The 17,731-nt window shown below is 59.6% G+C and carries 13 protein-coding genes; 11 read left to right on the top strand and 2 right to left on the bottom strand.

Annotated elements, in window-relative coordinates; translation table 11 throughout:
• Positions 1-7: 7 nt before the first annotated feature.
• Positions 8-778: a helix-turn-helix domain-containing protein gene (locus tag FB593_RS09915; RefSeq protein ID WP_111827597.1), complete on the top strand. Its 771-nt coding sequence runs from the start codon at positions 8-10 to the stop codon at positions 776-778.
• A 60-nt stretch (positions 779-838) separates the two neighbouring features.
• Here FB593_RS09915 and FB593_RS09910 read toward each other — a convergent pair whose 3' ends face one another.
• Positions 839-1,189: a hypothetical protein gene (locus tag FB593_RS09910; RefSeq protein ID WP_013761572.1), complete on the bottom strand. Its 351-nt coding sequence runs from the start codon at positions 1,187-1,189 to the stop codon at positions 839-841.
• Between the two features lie 396 nt (positions 1,190-1,585).
• Between FB593_RS09910 and FB593_RS09905 the strand changes: the two genes are divergently transcribed.
• Genes FB593_RS09905 through FB593_RS09885 form a run of 5 tightly spaced genes read left to right on the top strand, consistent with a single transcriptional unit; the run spans position 1,586 to position 7,015 of the window.
• Complete coding sequence (locus FB593_RS09905; RefSeq protein ID WP_019564672.1) at positions 1,586-2,608, top strand: UDP-glucuronic acid decarboxylase family protein; 1,023 nt, start codon at positions 1,586-1,588, stop codon at positions 2,606-2,608.
• A gap of 1 nt (position 2,609) precedes the next feature.
• A complete protein-coding gene (gene galE / locus FB593_RS09900; protein ID WP_111827598.1) occupies positions 2,610-3,593 on the top strand; it encodes a UDP-glucose 4-epimerase GalE in 984 nt (327 codons plus the stop codon).
• Positions 3,590-5,518 (top strand): glycosyltransferase family 2 protein, encoded by a 1,929-nt coding sequence (locus tag FB593_RS09895; RefSeq protein WP_111827599.1) that lies wholly within the window; start codon positions 3,590-3,592, stop codon positions 5,516-5,518. The genes galE and FB593_RS09895 overlap by 4 nt, the downstream gene beginning before the upstream one ends.
• A 15-nt stretch (positions 5,519-5,533) precedes the next feature.
• Positions 5,534-6,037: a DUF995 domain-containing protein gene (locus FB593_RS09890; protein ID WP_003510879.1), complete on the top strand. Its 504-nt coding sequence runs from the start codon at positions 5,534-5,536 to the stop codon at positions 6,035-6,037.
• A gap of 12 nt (positions 6,038-6,049) precedes the next feature.
• Positions 6,050-7,015: a glycoside hydrolase family 26 protein gene (locus FB593_RS09885; RefSeq protein WP_145166528.1), complete on the top strand. Its 966-nt coding sequence runs from the start codon at positions 6,050-6,052 to the stop codon at positions 7,013-7,015.
• A gap of 48 nt (positions 7,016-7,063) precedes the next feature.
• Here the strand turns inward: FB593_RS09885 and FB593_RS09880 are convergent, their stop codons facing one another.
• Positions 7,064-8,248, bottom strand: a complete 1,185-nt coding sequence (locus tag FB593_RS09880; protein ID WP_035199453.1) for an AGE family epimerase/isomerase — start codon at positions 8,246-8,248, stop codon at positions 7,064-7,066.
• A 433-nt stretch (positions 8,249-8,681) separates the two neighbouring features.
• On the opposite strand from FB593_RS09880, the gene bcsN reads away from it, so the two are divergent.
• The 5 genes from bcsN to FB593_RS09855 all read left to right on the top strand — a co-directional run bounded on the left by bcsN (position 8,682) and on the right by FB593_RS09855 (position 17,727).
• The gene (bcsN, locus tag FB593_RS09875; RefSeq protein ID WP_035199452.1) at positions 8,682-9,581 is read left to right on the top strand and encodes a cellulose biosynthesis protein BcsN; all 900 of its coding nucleotides are present in this window, start codon (positions 8,682-8,684) and stop codon (positions 9,579-9,581) included.
• An 82-nt stretch (positions 9,582-9,663) separates the two neighbouring features.
• Positions 9,664-11,853, top strand: coding sequence for a UDP-forming cellulose synthase catalytic subunit (gene bcsA / locus FB593_RS09870; RefSeq protein ID WP_035199451.1), 2,190 nt, complete (start codon positions 9,664-9,666; stop codon positions 11,851-11,853).
• Positions 11,850-14,336 (top strand): cellulose biosynthesis cyclic di-GMP-binding regulatory protein BcsB, encoded by a 2,487-nt coding sequence (locus FB593_RS09865; RefSeq protein ID WP_065687758.1) that lies wholly within the window; start codon positions 11,850-11,852, stop codon positions 14,334-14,336. The genes bcsA and FB593_RS09865 overlap by 4 nt, the downstream gene beginning before the upstream one ends.
• Positions 14,333-15,388, top strand: a complete 1,056-nt coding sequence (locus FB593_RS09860; protein WP_065687757.1) for a glycosyl hydrolase family 8 — start codon at positions 14,333-14,335, stop codon at positions 15,386-15,388. Before FB593_RS09865 ends, FB593_RS09860 begins: the two co-directional genes overlap by 4 nt.
• Positions 15,385-17,727: a cellulose synthase gene (locus tag FB593_RS09855; protein ID WP_162691381.1), complete on the top strand. Its 2,343-nt coding sequence runs from the start codon at positions 15,385-15,387 to the stop codon at positions 17,725-17,727. Before FB593_RS09860 ends, FB593_RS09855 begins: the two co-directional genes overlap by 4 nt.
• Positions 17,728-17,731: the final 4 nt, after the last annotated feature.

Genomic DNA, 17,731 nt, shown 5'->3' with positions numbered 1-17,731 from the left:
GACGTCGATGTTCATGGGAACTTCAGATTATGCGGCAAAACAAAGTGGAGCCGTTGCGCCTATAAATGGGACTTTATTGATCATCGCGGATCCGGACCTGTTTTCCGAGTGCCTCGTGGAGGCGCTGGGCAAAAAGTTCCCAACATTCGCTGTGATGAGCGTTATGTCGTCGGCAACGATCGACGATGACTATGGCGCCGATGTCCGGCTGGTCCTGCCGTACCGTATGTCGGGCGAGCGGCTTCATAGCGTTCTTTCGGCAGTCCGCGAAAAGCATCCGGATGCCCCAATTGCACTTGTCGTCGAAACCATCGACAAGTTTGAGGAGCCGCTGAAGCAACTGGTGGGGATGCGTATCATCGATGGCGTGCTGCCGCTTAATCTGCGGCTCGACGTTTTCATGGCGGCGGTTGATCTCCTCATGAAGGGCGGGGAGCATTTTCCCGCTGCCCTTCTCGGCAAGCTCACCCCCTATTCCCAGGCCGTGAACGGCAAAAGCGTTCAAAGCAACGCCGTGCTCGCCAACCGCGCCGACGCTCTTGCCGTCAGCAAGAGTGAAATGGCGGCGCTGACGACGCGCGAGGTGCAAATCCTCGACCTGCTTTGCAAGGGAACGCAAAACAAGATTATCGCCGACCGGCTTCACCTGTCCGAGAATACCGTGAAGGTGCACGTTCGCAACATCTACAAGAAGATGAATGTGCGCAACCGAACGGAGGCAGCGTCGCGCTTCTTTCACAAGGACGACGACGCGGCTATCTCCGGCTGGAGAAACTGAACATCTGGCGGGCCTGATGCCGCAATGACGCCAGTTTCAAGCAGAGGTTATGCCTGAGGCTCAGGGCCTCAGGAAACAGCGGGACTTCTGACCAAATCCGCTCGGTGAGCAGATATAGGGAGAAGAACCGGAATAGGAATGCCGCGGCGATATCGTCGGTGTGTCGTAAGTATCGGCAACAAGCGTGACGGCTGCGTTGCCTGTCTTGTCATAGCCGTAGGACGCCTTGGCTGGAGCAACCCGGCTCTTGATCGTCGCCGTATTAGCAGATGCGGTCTTGATCAGAACGGCATCTTCAACGACGGAGCACGAGGCCGTTGCGAAAGTGAACGTCGCAAGTGCGGCGGCAACAAGTGCAAAACGACAGCGGCGGGCCGCTTTGCTGTTATGGGAATAAGGCATTTCATTCATGATGTATGTCCCCTGAAATCGACTAGCTGTCGCATCTCGCCGGGTGGTTTTGCCCCGGTGGACCGAGCCTTACAAAACCAGAATAGTCCCGACTGGTTGAGCGAAGCTTGCGCTAATGCTCAATAAGAAAGGCATAATGGAGGCGTAGTTAAAAAGTATTAAATCGAGTGATTAATACGAGTAATTCGGGGTAATCAATTGTAATATGTCGATAAAATAAAGTTGACCTGTTTTATGACGCGCCTATCATAAAAGTTGAAATATACCGAATCTAAATATTAAAACCTCCAGAAGAAATAAAAACCGGAGGTGACATTCGAAATATCCTGCAATCTGGAGTTTGATCTAGTTCAAGTCGAATCAGCCGGGCTGGTTCCTCATTGGGAGGAGTGTGTAATGCGTAATTTCGTTCCCAACGACCATGACAACGGCGCTACAATCTATTCCGAGTGGCGGCCAGGCCAGCGCGTTCTGGTCAACGGCGGGGCTGGTTTCCTTGGCTCCCATCTTTGCGAACGTCTGTTGGCTTGCGGTCATGAGGTGATCTGTCTCGACGATCTTTCGACTGGACGGACCGTTAATGTTGAGCATTTGCAAGCCAACAAGCGGTTTTTGATGGTCGAGCATGATGTCCGCAAGCCCTATGACATCGACGTCTCGCTGATCTTCAACTTCGCGTCGCCGGCCTCGCCGCCGGACTACCAGCGTGATCCAGTCGGCACCCTGCTTACCAATGTGCTCGGCGCGGTCAACGTTCTCGAAGTCGCTCGCAGATGCGGTGCAACCGTGGTGCAATCCTCGACATCGGAAGTCTATGGCGACCCGCTCGTCAATCCGCAGCCGGAAAGCTATTTCGGCAACGTAAATACAATCGGGCCGCGAGCCTGCTACGATGAGGGCAAGCGCAGCGCCGAAACGCTTTTTTTCGATTATCACCGCTTTTATGGCGTCGATATCAAGGTTGGGCGCATCTTCAACACCTATGGGCCGCGCATGCGCCCCGATGACGGGCGGGTGGTCTCCAACTTCATCGTCCAGGCGCTGAAGGGGTCGGACATCACCATTTATGGCGACGGCAGCCAGACGCGCTCCTTCTGCTACGTCGATGATCTGATCGACGGGTTCCTGCGTTTTTCAGCCAAGCCGAAGGATTGCACCGGACCGATCAATCTCGGCAACCCGAGCGAAATTCCGGTGCGGCAGCTGGCCGATATCGTCATCCGCATGACGAATTCCCGCTCGCGCATCGTGCATCTGCCCGCTGCGATCGATGATCCGCAGCAGCGTCGTCCCGATATTTCGCGTGCCAAGGAAATGCTCAGATGGCAACCGCGCGTACCGCTCGAAACCGGTCTGGAGAAAACCATCGTCTATTTCGATGCGCTGCTGGCCGGCAAGAAGGTTGCGGAGGCCGTATGAGATGTCCCGTACAATCCTCGTCACGGGCGGGGCCGGATTCATAGGCAGCCACATCTGCAAGGCGCTGGCGCATTCCGGCTTCAAGCCCATTGCTTACGATAATCTCTCGACGGGTCACGCGGATTCAGTTCGCTGGGGTCCCTTCATTGAAGGCGACATTCTGGATCGTGGTCTCTTGAAGGCCACGCTCAAGGAGTTCTCGCCAGCCTTCGTCATACATTGCGCCGCAAATGCCTATGTCGGCGAATCCGTCGAGGATCCGCGCAAATATTACCGCAACAATGTCGGCGGCAGTCTGGCGCTTCTGGATGCCTGTCTCGACCAGAATATCGGCGGTCTGGTATTTTCCTCCAGCTGCGCCACCTATGGCGTGCCGCCGCAATTACCGATCCGCGAGGAAACGGCGCAGATGCCGGTCAATCCGTACGGTCGTACGAAGCTGATTTTCGAAATGGCGCTCGATGATTACGCTGCCGCCTATGGCATGCGTTTCGTCGCTCTGCGCTACTTCAATGCGGCGGGTGCCGACCCGGATGGCGAACTTTACGAACGCCACGACCCGGAAACCCATCTGATCCCCCGGGCACTGATGGCTGCCGCCTCGCGGCTGCCGCAACTTGATGTATTCGGCCAGGATTACGACACCAGCGACGGCACCTGTATCCGCGACTACATCCATGTCAGCGATCTGGCTGATGCCCATGTGGCCGCCGTCAACTATCTTTCCGATGGCGGCGAGACCCTGCGTGTCAATCTCGGCTCCGGCCACGGCACATCGGTCGGGGATATCATCCGCGCGATCCATCGCGTCACGGGACAGGAAGTGCCGGTGCATTTCGGCGCAAGGCGCGCCGGTGATCCGCCCGCCCTGTTCGCTGATATAGAAAGAGCGAGGGCGACCCTCGGCTTTGCGCCGAAGCGCTCCGATATAGACACCATCATCCGCACGGCTGGTCCCGGCTTCGGGCTGGAGGTGCTGTCATGAAAGCTCGCTCTACCCCTTCCGTACCATCATCGCGTCCCGTCGCGGGCCAATTGCCAATGCTGCCCGTCTTCACCGGCTGGAACCGCATGGCCTATCGTCTCGGCATTGGAGGTTGGCTGGTGACGCTTGCCTATTTCTGGATCTGGTGGCTGGACCGGGATCGGGTCATCGACTGGCCGTATTTTACGATCGTTACGGTAACACTCGCGTGGATCACGCTTCTGCCGTCCTATTTCATCTTCATCTTCCTGAACGCCAGGGTCGTCGACCGGCGCTCTCCTCTGCCGCAAGGCAGGGTGGCGATGGTTGTAACCAAGGCGCCATCGGAACCTTTTGCCGTAGTACAAAAGACGCTGCAGGCCATGCTGGAGCAGAAGGGCCTGGAATTTGACGTGTGGCTTGCGGATGAGGACCCGGATGCGCAAACGTTGAAATGGTGCGGCGCGCACGGCGTTTTCGTTTCGACCCGGAAGGGTGTCGTCGATTATCACCGCAAGACATGGCCTCGCCGCACCCGTTGCAAGGAAGGCAATCTCGCTTATTTCTACGATCATTACGGGTATGAGCGTTATGATTTCGTCGCGCAATTCGACGCCGATCACGTTCCGAAACCGGACTATCTGAGTGAAATCATTCGTCCTTTCGCCGATCCGGCGGTTGGATATGTCTCCGCACCAAGCATCTGCGATGCCAATGCAAAGGAGAGCTGGGCTGCGCGTGGCAGGCTTTATGCCGAGGCAAGCCTGCACGGCGCCCTGCAGCTGGGTTACAACAACAGCTGGGCGCCGCTTTGTATCGGCTCGCATTATGCCGTGCGCACCAAAGCTCTGCGTGAGGTGGGCGGTCTGGGACCCGAGCTTGCCGAGGACCATTCCACCACGCTTTTGATGAACGCGGGCGGCTGGCGCGGCGTCCATGCCGTCAACGCAATCGCGCATGGCGACGGGCCGGTGACTTTTACCGATCTCGTGGTGCAGGAATTCCAGTGGTCACGCAGTCTGATGACCATCCTCTTGCAATATTCGCGGCATTACGTGCCGAAGCTTCCCTTGCGGTTGAAATTCCAGTTCCTGTTTTCACAGCTCTGGTATCCCCTGTTTTCCGGCTTCATGGCACTGATGTTCGTGCTTCCCGCTTTTGCACTGTTGAGCGGCCAGGTACTCGTCAATGCCTCCTATCCAGTGTTTCTGGCGCATTTCCTGCCGATTTCATTCATCATGATCGTGTTCGCCTTTTTCTGGCGGGCCACGGGGGCCTTTCGCCCGCATGATGCGAAACTCTTCGGGTGGGAAGCCATCGTGTTTCTGTTCCTGCGCTGGCCCTGGTCGTTGATGGGTGTGCTTGCGGCGATACGCGATACGATCCGTGGTGATTTCGTCGACTTTCGCATTACACCCAAGGGCACGCAGGCGAAACCGCCGCTGCCGCTGCGCGTAATCGCGCCTTACATGGTTCTGGCGGCACTAAGCCTTCTCGCAATGGTTCTGGCGCCGCGTGAAAACGCTGCGGAAGGTTTCTTCGTCTTCGCCGCGATCAATGTGGCGATCTACGCGGGCCTTTCGGTTTTTCTTCTCGTCCGACATACCATGGAAAACGGCTTGCCACGGCTGCCGGCATTGCGCGGTGGGGCGACGGTTGCCGCCTGTTCGTTACTGCTTGTGGCAGGTAGTGCCGCGGAACTCAGCTCCCATGCGATTGGTGGGCTGGAGGCCCTGTCGCACGGGCAACCCTATGTCAGCTTCACCGAAACGCGGTTCACCGTGGCCGGTGCTGGCGTGGAGGGAGCGAGATCGGTGCGTCTGAAACTGCGCATCGTACTGCCGGGAATGCCCGGAATTCGAAACATGCAGGCGGAGCCCATGGTGCCGCCACCGGTCATGACAACCGGAGAAATCATGCTGGCCGACAATAGGGTCGGACAATAGAAGGAGGAGGCTGTGATGAGAACAACAATAAGCAAATGCGGGTTCTCCGCTTTCGTACTCTGCCTTGCGGTGATCGCGCCAAGTGCCGTCCACGCCGCGGGCGGCACGAAGACGCCGAAACCGCTCCGGACCAGCGAAGTCGTAGATATGTATTACGACAAGACCTGGAAATGGGAGACTGGTGGCGGACGCTTCATCGCCGATGGCCGCAAGTTCATCGCCCTGACTGAAGAGAAAGGCAAGAAGGCCGTCGGTGAAGGCCGCTGGACCGTCGATGCCAAAGGTACGCTGTGCATGCGCGCTACCTGGAAAACCGATGCCGGAAACGGCAAGGCCGACACGTGTTTCGACCACGGTCGCATCGGTCAGGTGCTTTACCAGCGCAAGCAGGGCGGGCCCTGGTACGTCTTCCGGCATAATCCGCCACGGCCCGGAGATGAATTCCTGAAACTTGTCCGCAAGGACGACGTCACCCCGCAAATCGCCGCCTATGGCAAGGCGATGACTGCGACGAGGTAGGAGGAAAGTGTCATGCAAATAACAAGAAGAAGACTGCTCTTTGCAAGCGGGGCTGCTGTTGCTTCTTCAGCCAGCATGTACCCCATATTCAAACTGGATGCCCAGGGGGTCGCGCCCATGGGCTCCACGGGCATGAAGACGCTTGCCGACAAACGTCCGACATTGCACGCGGATGGTATACGCTTCGGCGCCTACGATCCGCACGGCGATTTCACCGGCCAGACCGGGGTGGCGACGGAACATCTGTTCCTGCCCTGGGAGGACGTGGATCTCGACAGCCTCGCGCTCGCAGACGCTTACGCTCTGGAGCGCAAGCGTAATGTCCTGATCACGGTCGAACCCTGGTCATGGGACGTCAACTGGCGGCTCACCTCCGACGAGTTGCGCCGCAAGGTGATGGGAGGCGACTACGACAAGAACATGCAGGCGATCGCCGCACGCATGTCCGCAATGAAGAGCCCGCTGATCCTGCGTTGGGGACAGGAAATGGAAGACACATCCGGCCGCTTCTCGTGGTCGGGCTGGAACCCGCAGGACTATATCACGGCCTACAAACGCATGGTGGACATGACCCGCAAGGCGGTCCCCGGCGTCAAGGTGATGTGGTCGCCGAAAGGTCTCGACGGTCTGCGCGCTTACTATCCTGGTGACAATTACGCGGACCTGGTCGGTCTCTCGGTCTTCGGTCTAGAGGACTATGACAAGATCGAATATGGCGGGCCGCAGAAGTTCACCGATCTCCTGCGCAAGGGCTATGGGCTTGTCGAAACCTTCAATAAACCGGTCTGGGTTGCTGAACTGGGTTACGAAGGCGGCGATTCCTACGTCCGTCCATGGATGAACGACGTGACGCTGAAACAGGCGGATTTTCCCAAGCTGGAAGAGGTCGTCTATTTCAACGACAAGGACGTGCATCCATGGCCGCACAATCTCGGCAAGCCCGACTGGCGCGTTGTGCGCCCGGCGCGGCTTAACTGAGGCTGGAGCGGGTAGAGCGGACGCCCGGCCCGCTCGCCCGCCCGGACTCTAATGGCTGGAGGCGAGTACTGCCTCAGCCTCATAGATGGCGCAGACGATGTGGTAGAAAGTGCTGGCCGGTGCCGGTTCGTCCAGCATCGGCTTGTCGGCCGGCCATTTGTCGAACCAAAGCCCTTTGACCGGTGTGTCGAGGAAAGGCTGCAGCGCGCCGATGGCCCTCAGGCCCGAGGCAAGATAACGCTGTCTTTCTTCACCAATGGTCACGCTGGCAAGGCGCAAGGCTGCCTTCAGCCATTCCGTCTGCGGCCAGAGCCGTGCCAGACCGTCATGTACCGAAAAATCATCGTACAAGCTCATGATCGCGACCTTGCGGCGTGGGCAGATGCCATGCGCTTCGCCGATCTCGAACATGCGCTTGGCCTTGGCGATTGCCTCGCCATTGTTGCGCAGGCTGCCCCAGCGCACCAGAAGCCAGGCCCATTCGAACTGGTGACCGGGCTCCATGATGCGGCCCTTCTCGCCTTCAAACGGCATCCAGTCATGGCCGAAGAATTCGCGTAGCCCGCCATTGGTGCCATCGATGAAGCGGGTGAGTGCAAGGCCGGCGATCTCGTCGGCCAGCGCGGTCCATGGACCTTCGGGGTCCTGCACTTCCCAGGCAAGCATCGCCTCGAAAAGATGCATATGCGGATTGGAGCACAGCGGCGTGCGCGGCGGGTTCGCTTCCTCAAAGCCGGCGACGGGGTGTTTGTAGTCGCGATTGAGGACGGCGAGGATCTCGAGCGCCCGGGCACGCATCTCGTCCTTGCGGTCGGGAAGGGCTGCGGCCGTCTGTGCTGCGGCGAAAAGCGCGAAAGCCTGATTGTAGAGATCGAAGGACGGATCGATCAGCTTGCCGGTCTGGTCGGCGAGGTTGCCGTAAAGGCCGTTATCGAGGCGATAGACCTTTTCGAACCAGCTCAGCCCATGCAGCAACGCATCCTTCCACGGACCCTGCCAGCCGTTCTGGCCGGCGGCAGCGAAACAATAGGCCTGACGAGGCTGCACGCGGGCGCGGCGGTCATCAGAAAAAACCGGTTTCGCATCCTGGCCCAGGCGCTCGTAAAAACCGCCGTCCGGACGGGCGGAGCCCACCTCCCACCACAGCGGTAGCGCGTCCTCTTCAAGCCATTTCCGTAAGGTTCCGATCTCTTCGGCAAGCGCCTGCGAGATACTCGGAAATTGCACAGTCATGCGTCAACTCTCTGTTTTTACAGTTGAATGAAAAAAGTGATCAATAAAAATACGTCATTATAGACGCAAGTAGACCATGGGACATATTGCGCTGCAACCGTAAAAATATCGACCTCACGCCGAGCGAACCCGCACCAGCGCGATTTGGTTCCGTCGTCTCGTCCGGCAAAGAAGGGATCCGAAACGATTCGGAGGCCACAAAGCATCAGAAATTACAATATAAATTTGATATTGCTTATTCGCCTGCCTCCAGTATTTCGTAACAATGGTCTGGTCATTAGTGATTCGGTCTCCTTTTAACCTGTTAGGGCTTGGGGAAATAAAGGGGCACGGGGCAGTGAAATTTTCTGCCTTTACTTCATTGCTATTCTCTATTGCAGTTCTTTCGGGCTGCAATACTCCCTCGGGCGTCAGGTCGTTCGGGGGCGCAAAGATGTTGTCTGCGTCCGAAGCACTGGTTTTCCCACCGCCCGGCGGTCCGGAAATCGTCACCGTAGTCAATCGCACCTACTCCAATGCCGTGGCACAGCAGGTCGTATTGCGCGCCGAAGCCGCTACGCCCGGACAGAACTACATTAAGGCCGAGTTCTTCGGTCCGCAGCAAGCCGGCGACACTGATCGCGATGCTTTGACTTTCTCCGGCTTTAAGGCATCCTCCGTCGCGCGGGAAATCCGCTCGGAGTTTCCGGGTGAGAACATCGTCATGTCGGCGAATTATCTGCAGAACGGTTACGGCGCCTTTTCTTATGCGGCCGGCAAGGGCCGAGGCAGCGATACCTGCCTTTATGGCTGGCAGGACATCCGCTCACCCGAAAGCATGCGGCAGGATTTCCGCAACCTGGGGCGTATCAAGGTGCGACTGCGCCTCTGCCAGTCGGCGGCAAGCGTCGAGCAGCTTCTGACGGTCATGTATAATTACACGATCACCGGCACCTATGCCTCGCAAAGCTGGAACCCCTATGGCACGCCGCAGGCGGTGGATCAGAACCTTGGGCGGCCGGGCCATCCGGTCTATCCCATGAAGACCAATGAGGTGCCGATGCGGCCCGGCAGTGAAGTGACTGCGAGCATACCATTGCAACCCGTGCGCCGTGCTGCCGTACCCGTCACGCCTGTTCAGCCAACGGCGCAGCCCCTACCGCCGGTTGCGGCAGTCAGTATTCCGTCACCCGCATCCGTTGGCGCGCCCGCCCAGCCCGCAAGGCCTGCTGTAGTCGGCAGGCGCGCGGCCAGCGTGCAGGTGGAGAGCCAGCAGCCGACGCAGGTTCCGCAGGTAGCCATTCCGTCGCCCACATGTCTGTCCGGTTCGGCAGCGCCTCCGGGATGCAGGTGATGGCTGGAGCAACAGCAGAAGAGGGCATTGCAAAAGATCCCGGTAAAAATTCCGGGCGGGGAAGAGAGCGGAAAGTTTCGGGATGAACAAGGCCATCACAATCATTGTCTGGTTTCTTGTGTCGCTTTGCGTTCTGGCCATCGTCACGATGCCGGTCAGCCTGCAGACGCACCTGGTCGCCACGGCGATCTCGCTTGTCCTTCTCGCAACAATAAAGAGTTTCAACGGGCAGGGAGCCTGGCGGCTCGTGGCGCTTGGTTTCGGCACGGCCATCGTGCTTCGTTATGTCTATTGGCGCACCACGAGCACGCTGCCGCCCGTCAACCAGCTCGAAAACTTCATTCCCGGCTTTCTGCTTTATCTCGCGGAAATGTATAGCGTCGTGATGCTGGGTCTCAGCCTCGTCATCGTGTCGATGCCGCTGCCTTCCCGCAAGACCCGGCCTGGCTCGCCCGATTACCGGCCGACGGTCGATGTTTTCGTGCCGAGTTACAACGAGGACGCGGAGCTTCTCGCCAATACGCTGGCGGCGGCCAAGAACATGGATTACCCGGCCGACAAGTTCACCGTCTGGCTGTTGGACGACGGCGGCTCGGTGCAGAAGCGCAATGCCAGCAATATCGTCGAGGCGCAGGCGGCACAGCGCCGCCATGAGGAGTTGAAGAAGCTTTGCGAGGACCTCGACGTGCGTTATCTGACGCGCGAGCGCAACGTCCACGCCAAGGCCGGAAATCTCAATAACGGCCTCGCCCACTCGACCGGCGAACTGGTGACGGTGTTTGACGCCGACCATGCGCCGGCGCGCGATTTCCTTCTGGAAACGGTGGGCTATTTCGAGGAAGACCCCCGGCTCTTCCTGGTGCAGACGCCGCACTTCTTCGTCAATCCCGATCCGATCGAGCGCAATCTGCGCACCTTCGAGACGATGCCGAGCGAAAACGAGATGTTTTACGGCATCATCCAGCGCGGTCTCGACAAGTGGAATGGCGCGTTTTTCTGTGGTTCCGCCGCCGTGCTGCGGCGCGAGGCACTGCTGGATACGGAAGGGTTCAGCGGCGTCAGCATCACCGAGGACTGCGAAACGGCGCTCGCGCTGCATTCGCGCGGCTGGAACAGCGTCTATGTCGACAAGCCCCTGATCGCCGGGCTGCAACCGGCCACCTTCGCAAGCTTCATCGGCCAGCGCAGCCGCTGGGCGCAGGGCATGATGCAGATTCTGATCTTTCGCCAGCCTCTGTTCCGCCGTGGTCTCTCCTTCACGCAGCGTCTTTGCTACATGTCGTCGACGCTGTTCTGGCTTTTCCCGTTCCCGCGCACGATCTTCCTGTTTGCGCCGTTGTTCTACCTGTTCTTCGATCTTCAGATTTTCGTGGCTTCCGGCGGCGAGTTTTTGGCTTATACGGCCGCGTATATGCTCGTGAACCTGATGATGCAGAACTATCTCTATGGCAGCTTCCGCTGGCCGTGGATTTCTGAACTCTACGAATATGTGCAGACGGTCCACCTTCTGCCAGCCGTCGTGTCGGTGATCTTCAATCCGGGCAAGCCGACCTTTAAGGTGACGGCGAAGGACGAATCCATCGCCGAGGCGCGGCTTTCGGAAATCAGCCGCCCGTTCTTCGTCATTTTCGCACTTTTGCTGGTTGCGATGGCCTTTGCCATTTGGCGCATCTATGCGGAGCCATACAAGGCGGACGTCACACTCGTCGTCGGCGGGTGGAACCTGCTCAACCTCATTTTCGCGGGATGTGCGCTTGGCGTCGTCTCCGAGCGCGGCGAAAAATCGGCGTCGCGGCGCATCACTGTCAAGCGGCGCTGCGAGGTCAAGCTTGAGGGTAGTGACGCATGGGTGCCGGCCTCCATCGACAACGTGTCGGTGCATGGCCTGCTGATCAATCTTTTCGACAGCACCACCGCTATCGAAAAGAACACGACAGCGATCATTAGGGTGAAGCCGCATAGCGAGGGCGTGCCGGAAACCATGACCATCAATGTGGTCCGCACGGTCCGGAGCGACGGTTTCATTTCCATAGGCTGCACATTCTCGCCGCAGCGCGCCATCGATCATCGCCTGATCGCCGACCTGATCTTCGCCAATTCCGAGCAATGGAGCGAGTTCCAGCGCGTGCGCCGCAAGAACCCCGGCCTCATCAGAGGCACGGCGATCTTTCTGGCGATATCTCTGTTCCAGACGCAGCGCGGCCTGTTCTATCTGGCCAAGGCGCTCCGGCCCGCCTCCAAAACCGTCAAACCTGCCGGAGTTGTAAAATGACCGGCGGTAAAACGATCAGGAGTTCACTGACAGCACTGATGTTGGGTGTCGTCGCAACCGGTGCGATGGCGCAGTCCTCACCTTTCGACATGTCGCCGGAGAAGCCTGCACAGACAGCCCCGGCACCTGTGCCGCCGCCGACACTTCCCCCCGCTGTACCGCGCCAGCCGCAGCCAGCCCAGCAATCGACCCAGCCTGCAGTGGGCCAGCCTCCTGTGGTAATGCAGCCCGCACCTGCGCCGCAACCGCCGCTGCGGCCGCTGACGCCACCCGTATCCATGCCGCCGCAGGGTCAGGCGAGACCCGCACCCGTTCAGGCATCGTCACCCGCGGCGGATAGCCGTCGCCGGTATATCTTGCCGTACGAAAAGCTCAGCCTTTCCGGCGAAATGGATCGGCGGCAGTGGAGCATTTATCTGACGCCCGAGCAGGTGAATGCCGCCGTTTCGCTGAATATTGGTTATCAGAACGCCATCGTGGTCGCGCCGGAAGACTCGAATTTCCAGGTCAGCCTCAACAATGTTCCGCTGGAGACGGCGCGCATTGAGGCGCCCGACGGTGAGGGCAATGTTTCCTTGAAAATTCCACCCGGTGTCCTGCAGGTGGGCGCGAATGTCGTGACGCTTGGCGTGCAGCAGCGCCACAGAACCGATTGCACGATCCAGTCCACTTATGATCTGTGGACCGATGTTAATCCGGCAAATACCTATATCGGCTTTAACGCCGATGTCGCGGGCAACTTCACCAATATCGACGATATCCAGGCAACCGGTCCGGACGCCAAGGCGGCAACGTCGATCGAGATCGTTGCACCTGCACTCGGCAATCCGGCATTTGCAGATTCGCTGCTGCGCCTTTCTCAGGCTCTGGCACTCCGAACCCAGATGCCGAACCAGACGATCCGTTTCGTGGCAGCACCCTCCGCCGAACGCAAGGCGGGAACGCTGGTAGTTCTTGTCGGCACCGCGCGCGAGATTACCGGCTTCACCGGCGCGGTGCCGCCCGAGGCGTCGGCGGGTGCTTTTGCCGGCTTCGATACCACCGCACCGGGTGGCCTCTCGCCACTCTTCGTCAGCGGTCCCACCCCGCAGGCGGTACAGGCGGCGATTGAGACGCTGTTTTCCTCGATCTCGCGCACGCCCGGTGCCCAGAGAACGACCTTTTCCACCCGCAGCTGGCATGCGCCGGATGTGCCGCTCGTCATGTCGGACCGTCGCATCGCGCTTTCCGAGCTTGGGCTTGAGAGCAGCGAATTTGGTGGACGGCGTTTCCGCAACGAATTCTACGTCGGCATGCCCGCCGACTTTTATGCGTCGGCCTATGGCGAGGCGGCCATGCTGCTCGATGCCGCCTATTCCTCGCAGGTGCTGCCCGGTAGCCATATAGACATCTACGTCAATGACGAGATCGCCTCGACCGTGCCGATCTCCAACAATGGTGGCGGCATTTTCCGGCATCTGCCCATCAATGTGACGATGCGCCACTTCAAGCCTGGCCCGAACAAGATCACCATCGAGGCCGTGTTGATGACGGCGCAGGATCAGGTCTGCGCGCCGGGAGCGCCAGCCAGCACGACCCCGCGTTTTGCCCTGTTCGACACATCGGAAATCCATATTCCTGATTACGCGCAGATCGGTCGCAAACCGGATCTCGCCGCGATGTCCGGTGCCGGGCAGCCCTACAGGTTTGCCGCAAATCCCGTCGCGCTGTCGCTTGATCGTTTCGATACCGACACCATGTCGGCGGCGGCGACATTGGTCAGCCGGCTGGCAAGCGCCGCTGGATATCCGATCAATGTCGAGACCGTCGCATCGCCGCTGGTGATCGGGGACCGTGACGCCCTGTTCGTCGGGACGATTTCGCAATTCCCGCAATCGCTGATCAGCCAGTTCAATCTTGTCCCTTCCAGCCAGATATCCTGGAAAATGGGAACGGGCGTTCAGCCGCCTGCGCAGAACAGCGAAACCCTCTTTAATGACTGGCGAGAGCGGGTGGACGGCGGCATCTGGCAAGGCCAGGTTTCCTCCTTTGAGGAGTGGATGAAGCGGAATTTCGATCTGAGTTCCGATACGCTGCGTTTCCTGCCGGCGGCCGAGCAGCCCTATGCGCCGCCCGGCAATGTCTCCTTCATGCTGGTGCAGGGTCTAAGCCCTTCCGGCGAAGGGGTCTGGACGCTGGCTACCGCCCCGACGTCGGCGGAGCTTCGTGACGGCATGTCTTCGATGGTGCGTGAGAACCATTGGCGCGACGTCACGGGGCGGGTCGCAGCTTACGATGCCGGTGCAGAAAAGATCGAAACGGTCGAGGTGGGGCAGCCGTATTTCTATGTCACGCGGGCGTTTTCCCTCTCGAACTGGAGGCTGATCGCTGCTAATTGGCTGTCTTCCAATGTTCTTTCCTATTCGCTGGCATTCATCGGGTTCGTGTCGCTCCTGGGCTTTGCCACCTTCGCGATGCTGCGTATGATGGGGCGACACCGATGAGGCGTGGGATTTTTAGACTTGCCGGCATTTTCTGCGTGTCGCTGATGGCGTTGATCTCAAGCATCTCGATTGCCCGCGCCGCATCTGTCTCGCCTGAGGCCTGGTCGGCTTATAAAAGTGCGTTTCTCGATCCCGGCGGGCGCATCATCGATACCGGCAACGGCAATATTAGCCATAGCGAAGGCCAGGGTTACGGCATGTGGCTTGCCGTTCTTTCAGAGAACATTGCCGACTTCGAGCTGATATGGAGTTTTACCCGCACGGAACTCCTGGTGCGCGACGACGGTCTCTCCGCGTGGAAATGGGATCCGCGAACCAGACCGCATGTGACTGACATCAACAATGCCACGGATGGCGATATTCTGATTGCCTACGCGCTGGCGCTGGCTGCCGCGCAGTGGAACCGGCAGGACTATGCAGAGGCATCGGCGGCCATCGCATCAGCCGTCCTCAAGAAGACTGTCGTTCAGCGCGGCGGGCGAACGCTGCTTTTGCCCGCCGCCAGCGGCTTTGGCGAGGTTGACCGGGGCGACGGCCCGGTGGTCAATCCTTCCTATCTGATTTTCGAAGCATTTCCGGTCCTCAATCTCGTCGCACCATCGCCACTCTGGAAGGCGCTTGCCGACGACGGCGTGGCGCAGATCGCCACATTCGCTTTCAGCGACAGGAAACTGCCCGCCGACTGGGTGTCGATGAAGACGAAACCGCAACCGGCATCGGCGTTTCCACCCGAGTTCGGTTACAATGCGGTGCGGATTCCGCTTTATCTTGCAAGGGCGAAAATGGGCTCGCCGGAGCTGCTTGACCGCCTGAAAAACGGCATGACGCTGGAAAGCGGTGCTGCGGGAACTTTCGATCTCAAGAGCGGCGCGGTCAAGGACGTTCTGTCGGATCCCGGTTATCGCATCATTCCGGCGCTCGCAGCCTGCGCCGGCGGCGGCCCGGCTGTGCCTGCCGAACTGAAAGGCTTTCAGCCAACGCTTTATTATCCTTCTACATTGCATCTTCTGGCATTGTCGTTTCTGGCAAGGAATAACGGGGAGTGCCGATGAACAAACCGCTGTCTACCTCGGCTCTCATCCTGCTTCTGATTGCTCTCGCCGCCTTCCACTGGCGCGACACCATTCTCGGACGTGTATCGGACATTCATACTTCGGCGGTTGGCGACAACCGTGCGGCGCAGCGCGTTTCTCCAGCGGCAGCCAATCCGGCCCAGATCAACGCGTTCCTTAAAAATCGCGAGATGGCGCAGCTAACCCAACCCGTGACGCCAGCGGTAACGGTGCCGGCGACTGATCCGCAACCGCCGGTTACGCAGACACAGACGGGTGGACAGATATCGCAGCCCCAAATGGCGCAGGCGCCCGCACCCCGCCAGACCCAGCCGGCGTCATCAGACATGCTCGAGGTCGATCTCAGCGCGCTGCGCTATTTCGCGGCCAAGGGCGATACCCAGCGCCTTCAGGCCGAAATCGCGAGGCTGCGCACGCTCTATCCGAACTGGACACCGCCTGCCGATCCGCTCGCCATTCCCGTTAACGGCGATCCCCGGCTCGATGCCATGTGGCAGCTTTATAGCGACGGCCGTTACGCCGAGGTCAGAAAGGCGATCGCCGACCGCCAGCAGGCGGAACCCGGCTGGCAGCCTCCCGACAATCTGACCGGCATGCTTTCCCTCGCCGAGGCCCGCCAGCGGCTCGTCAACGCTTCCGATCTCAAGCAATATGCGACAGTGGTGGACGCGGCCGCCAGCAATCCCGGCCTGCTGACCTGTAGCGAGGTGGATGTCCTGTGGCGGGTTGCCGATGCGTTTGCCAATACCGACCGCATGGGACGGGCGCGCGACGCCTATCTCTACATTCTCAACAATTGCACGACGCCAAGCGACAGGCTCGCCACGGTGCAGAAGGCGTCCGCGCTTTTGCCGGCGGAGATGATCGGCGATTTGCTTGCCAAGGAAAAGCCCAACGCAGACGGTCAGCTGGAATTCGAACCGGTCAAGAACGATCTCGCCCGCCAATTCGTGGCGAAGGCAGGGGAGAAGGAGGGAATTTCCGTTCCTTCCGCCTATCTGATGCGGCTTGAAAGGCTTGCCGAGACCGACAAGCTTGCAAGCGATGCCTTGTTGCTCGGCTGGTACAATATCCGCCAGAAGAACATGGCGGAGGCGGAAAAGTGGTTTCGCAAGGCGCGGGAAGAGGAAGACAGCGCGTCTGCATCGCAAGGGTTGGCGCTGGCGCTGATCGACCGCAACGAGCCACGTGAAGCTGAAGAGGTCATGTATAAGTGGCGCACCGCTTCGGACGACGGGCTTGCGACCTATCTTGCCGCGACAGCCAATCTCCTGGCGCTTGAGCCGCCTGTGGTCCTGCCGCCGGATGTGTTGCAGCGCATCGCCGCTGAAACAATAACTCGCAAGGATGCGGCGACCGCGCAGCAGTTCGGCTGGTATTCGCTTGCTTTCCGGCAGACGCCGCTCGCCTTGCAATGGTTCAGCACTGCGCTTGGCTGGAAAGCCGATGACGAACCGTCGGCCTATGGCATGGCAGTCAGCTATCACGATCTGCGCAATCTCGCCGGTCTGCGCAGCATACAGCAGCAATGGGCAAGCCGCTCGCAACGCATCGCTGATGTGGGAACGGCACGTATGGTGGACCAGTCCGCGCAGCAGATAGCGCCCATCACCGCACCGCCTGTCGCCACAGCTTCCCAGACAACGGCACCCGCGCCCTATGCGCCGCAGCCTGAGACAGTGGTGGCTTATAGCCAGCCGTCTGTCCAGCAGCCGGCTCCGGAACCTTCGCGCAAGCAGGCGCGTCTGCCAGCGCAGACGCAGAGGACCGTAAGTGCCTCGTCACGTCCACGCTCCTGCGCGGTCTATCCCGATCCCCAGCGCCTGCCCGCACAGCAGGCGCTTGATCTCGGCTGGTGCCTGATGGAGACCAACCGGCCGGCGGAAGCCCTGAAGGCTTTCGAATCCGCCATTGCTGGCGGCCAGTCGACTGTTAAAAGCGATGCGGCCTATGGCCAGAGCCTTGCCTATCTGCGCATGGGGCTGACGGACCATGCCGCTGTCTCGGCGACGAAATCGCGCATGGACCGCCCGCGCGCGACTGAGTTGCAGGTTTCAATCCTGGCCGACAGGGCGGTTTCCGCCTTCCAGTCGAAACGTTATGCGGAAACGCTTCTCCTGCTTGATCAGCGGGCGCGGCTTGCCGATGAGCGTACCGATCTCATGGTATTACGCGGTTATTCCTATCTTGCCATGAACCGCTACGCCGATGCTGCGCAGATTTTCGAGAGTCTGACGTCCATTGGCGATAAGGAGGGCATCAGGGGACTGGCAGCGGTCCGTGCCGCCCGGCCGAGCAGAGGGCCCCAGGGCGGCTGATGGC

The organism is Rhizobium sp. SJZ105 (assembly GCF_007828365.1).
GTDB lineage: Bacteria > Pseudomonadota > Alphaproteobacteria > Rhizobiales > Rhizobiaceae > Agrobacterium > Agrobacterium tumefaciens.
The sequence above is the reverse complement of the archived record's forward strand: the minus strand, read 5'-3'. Positions and strand labels throughout refer to the sequence as shown.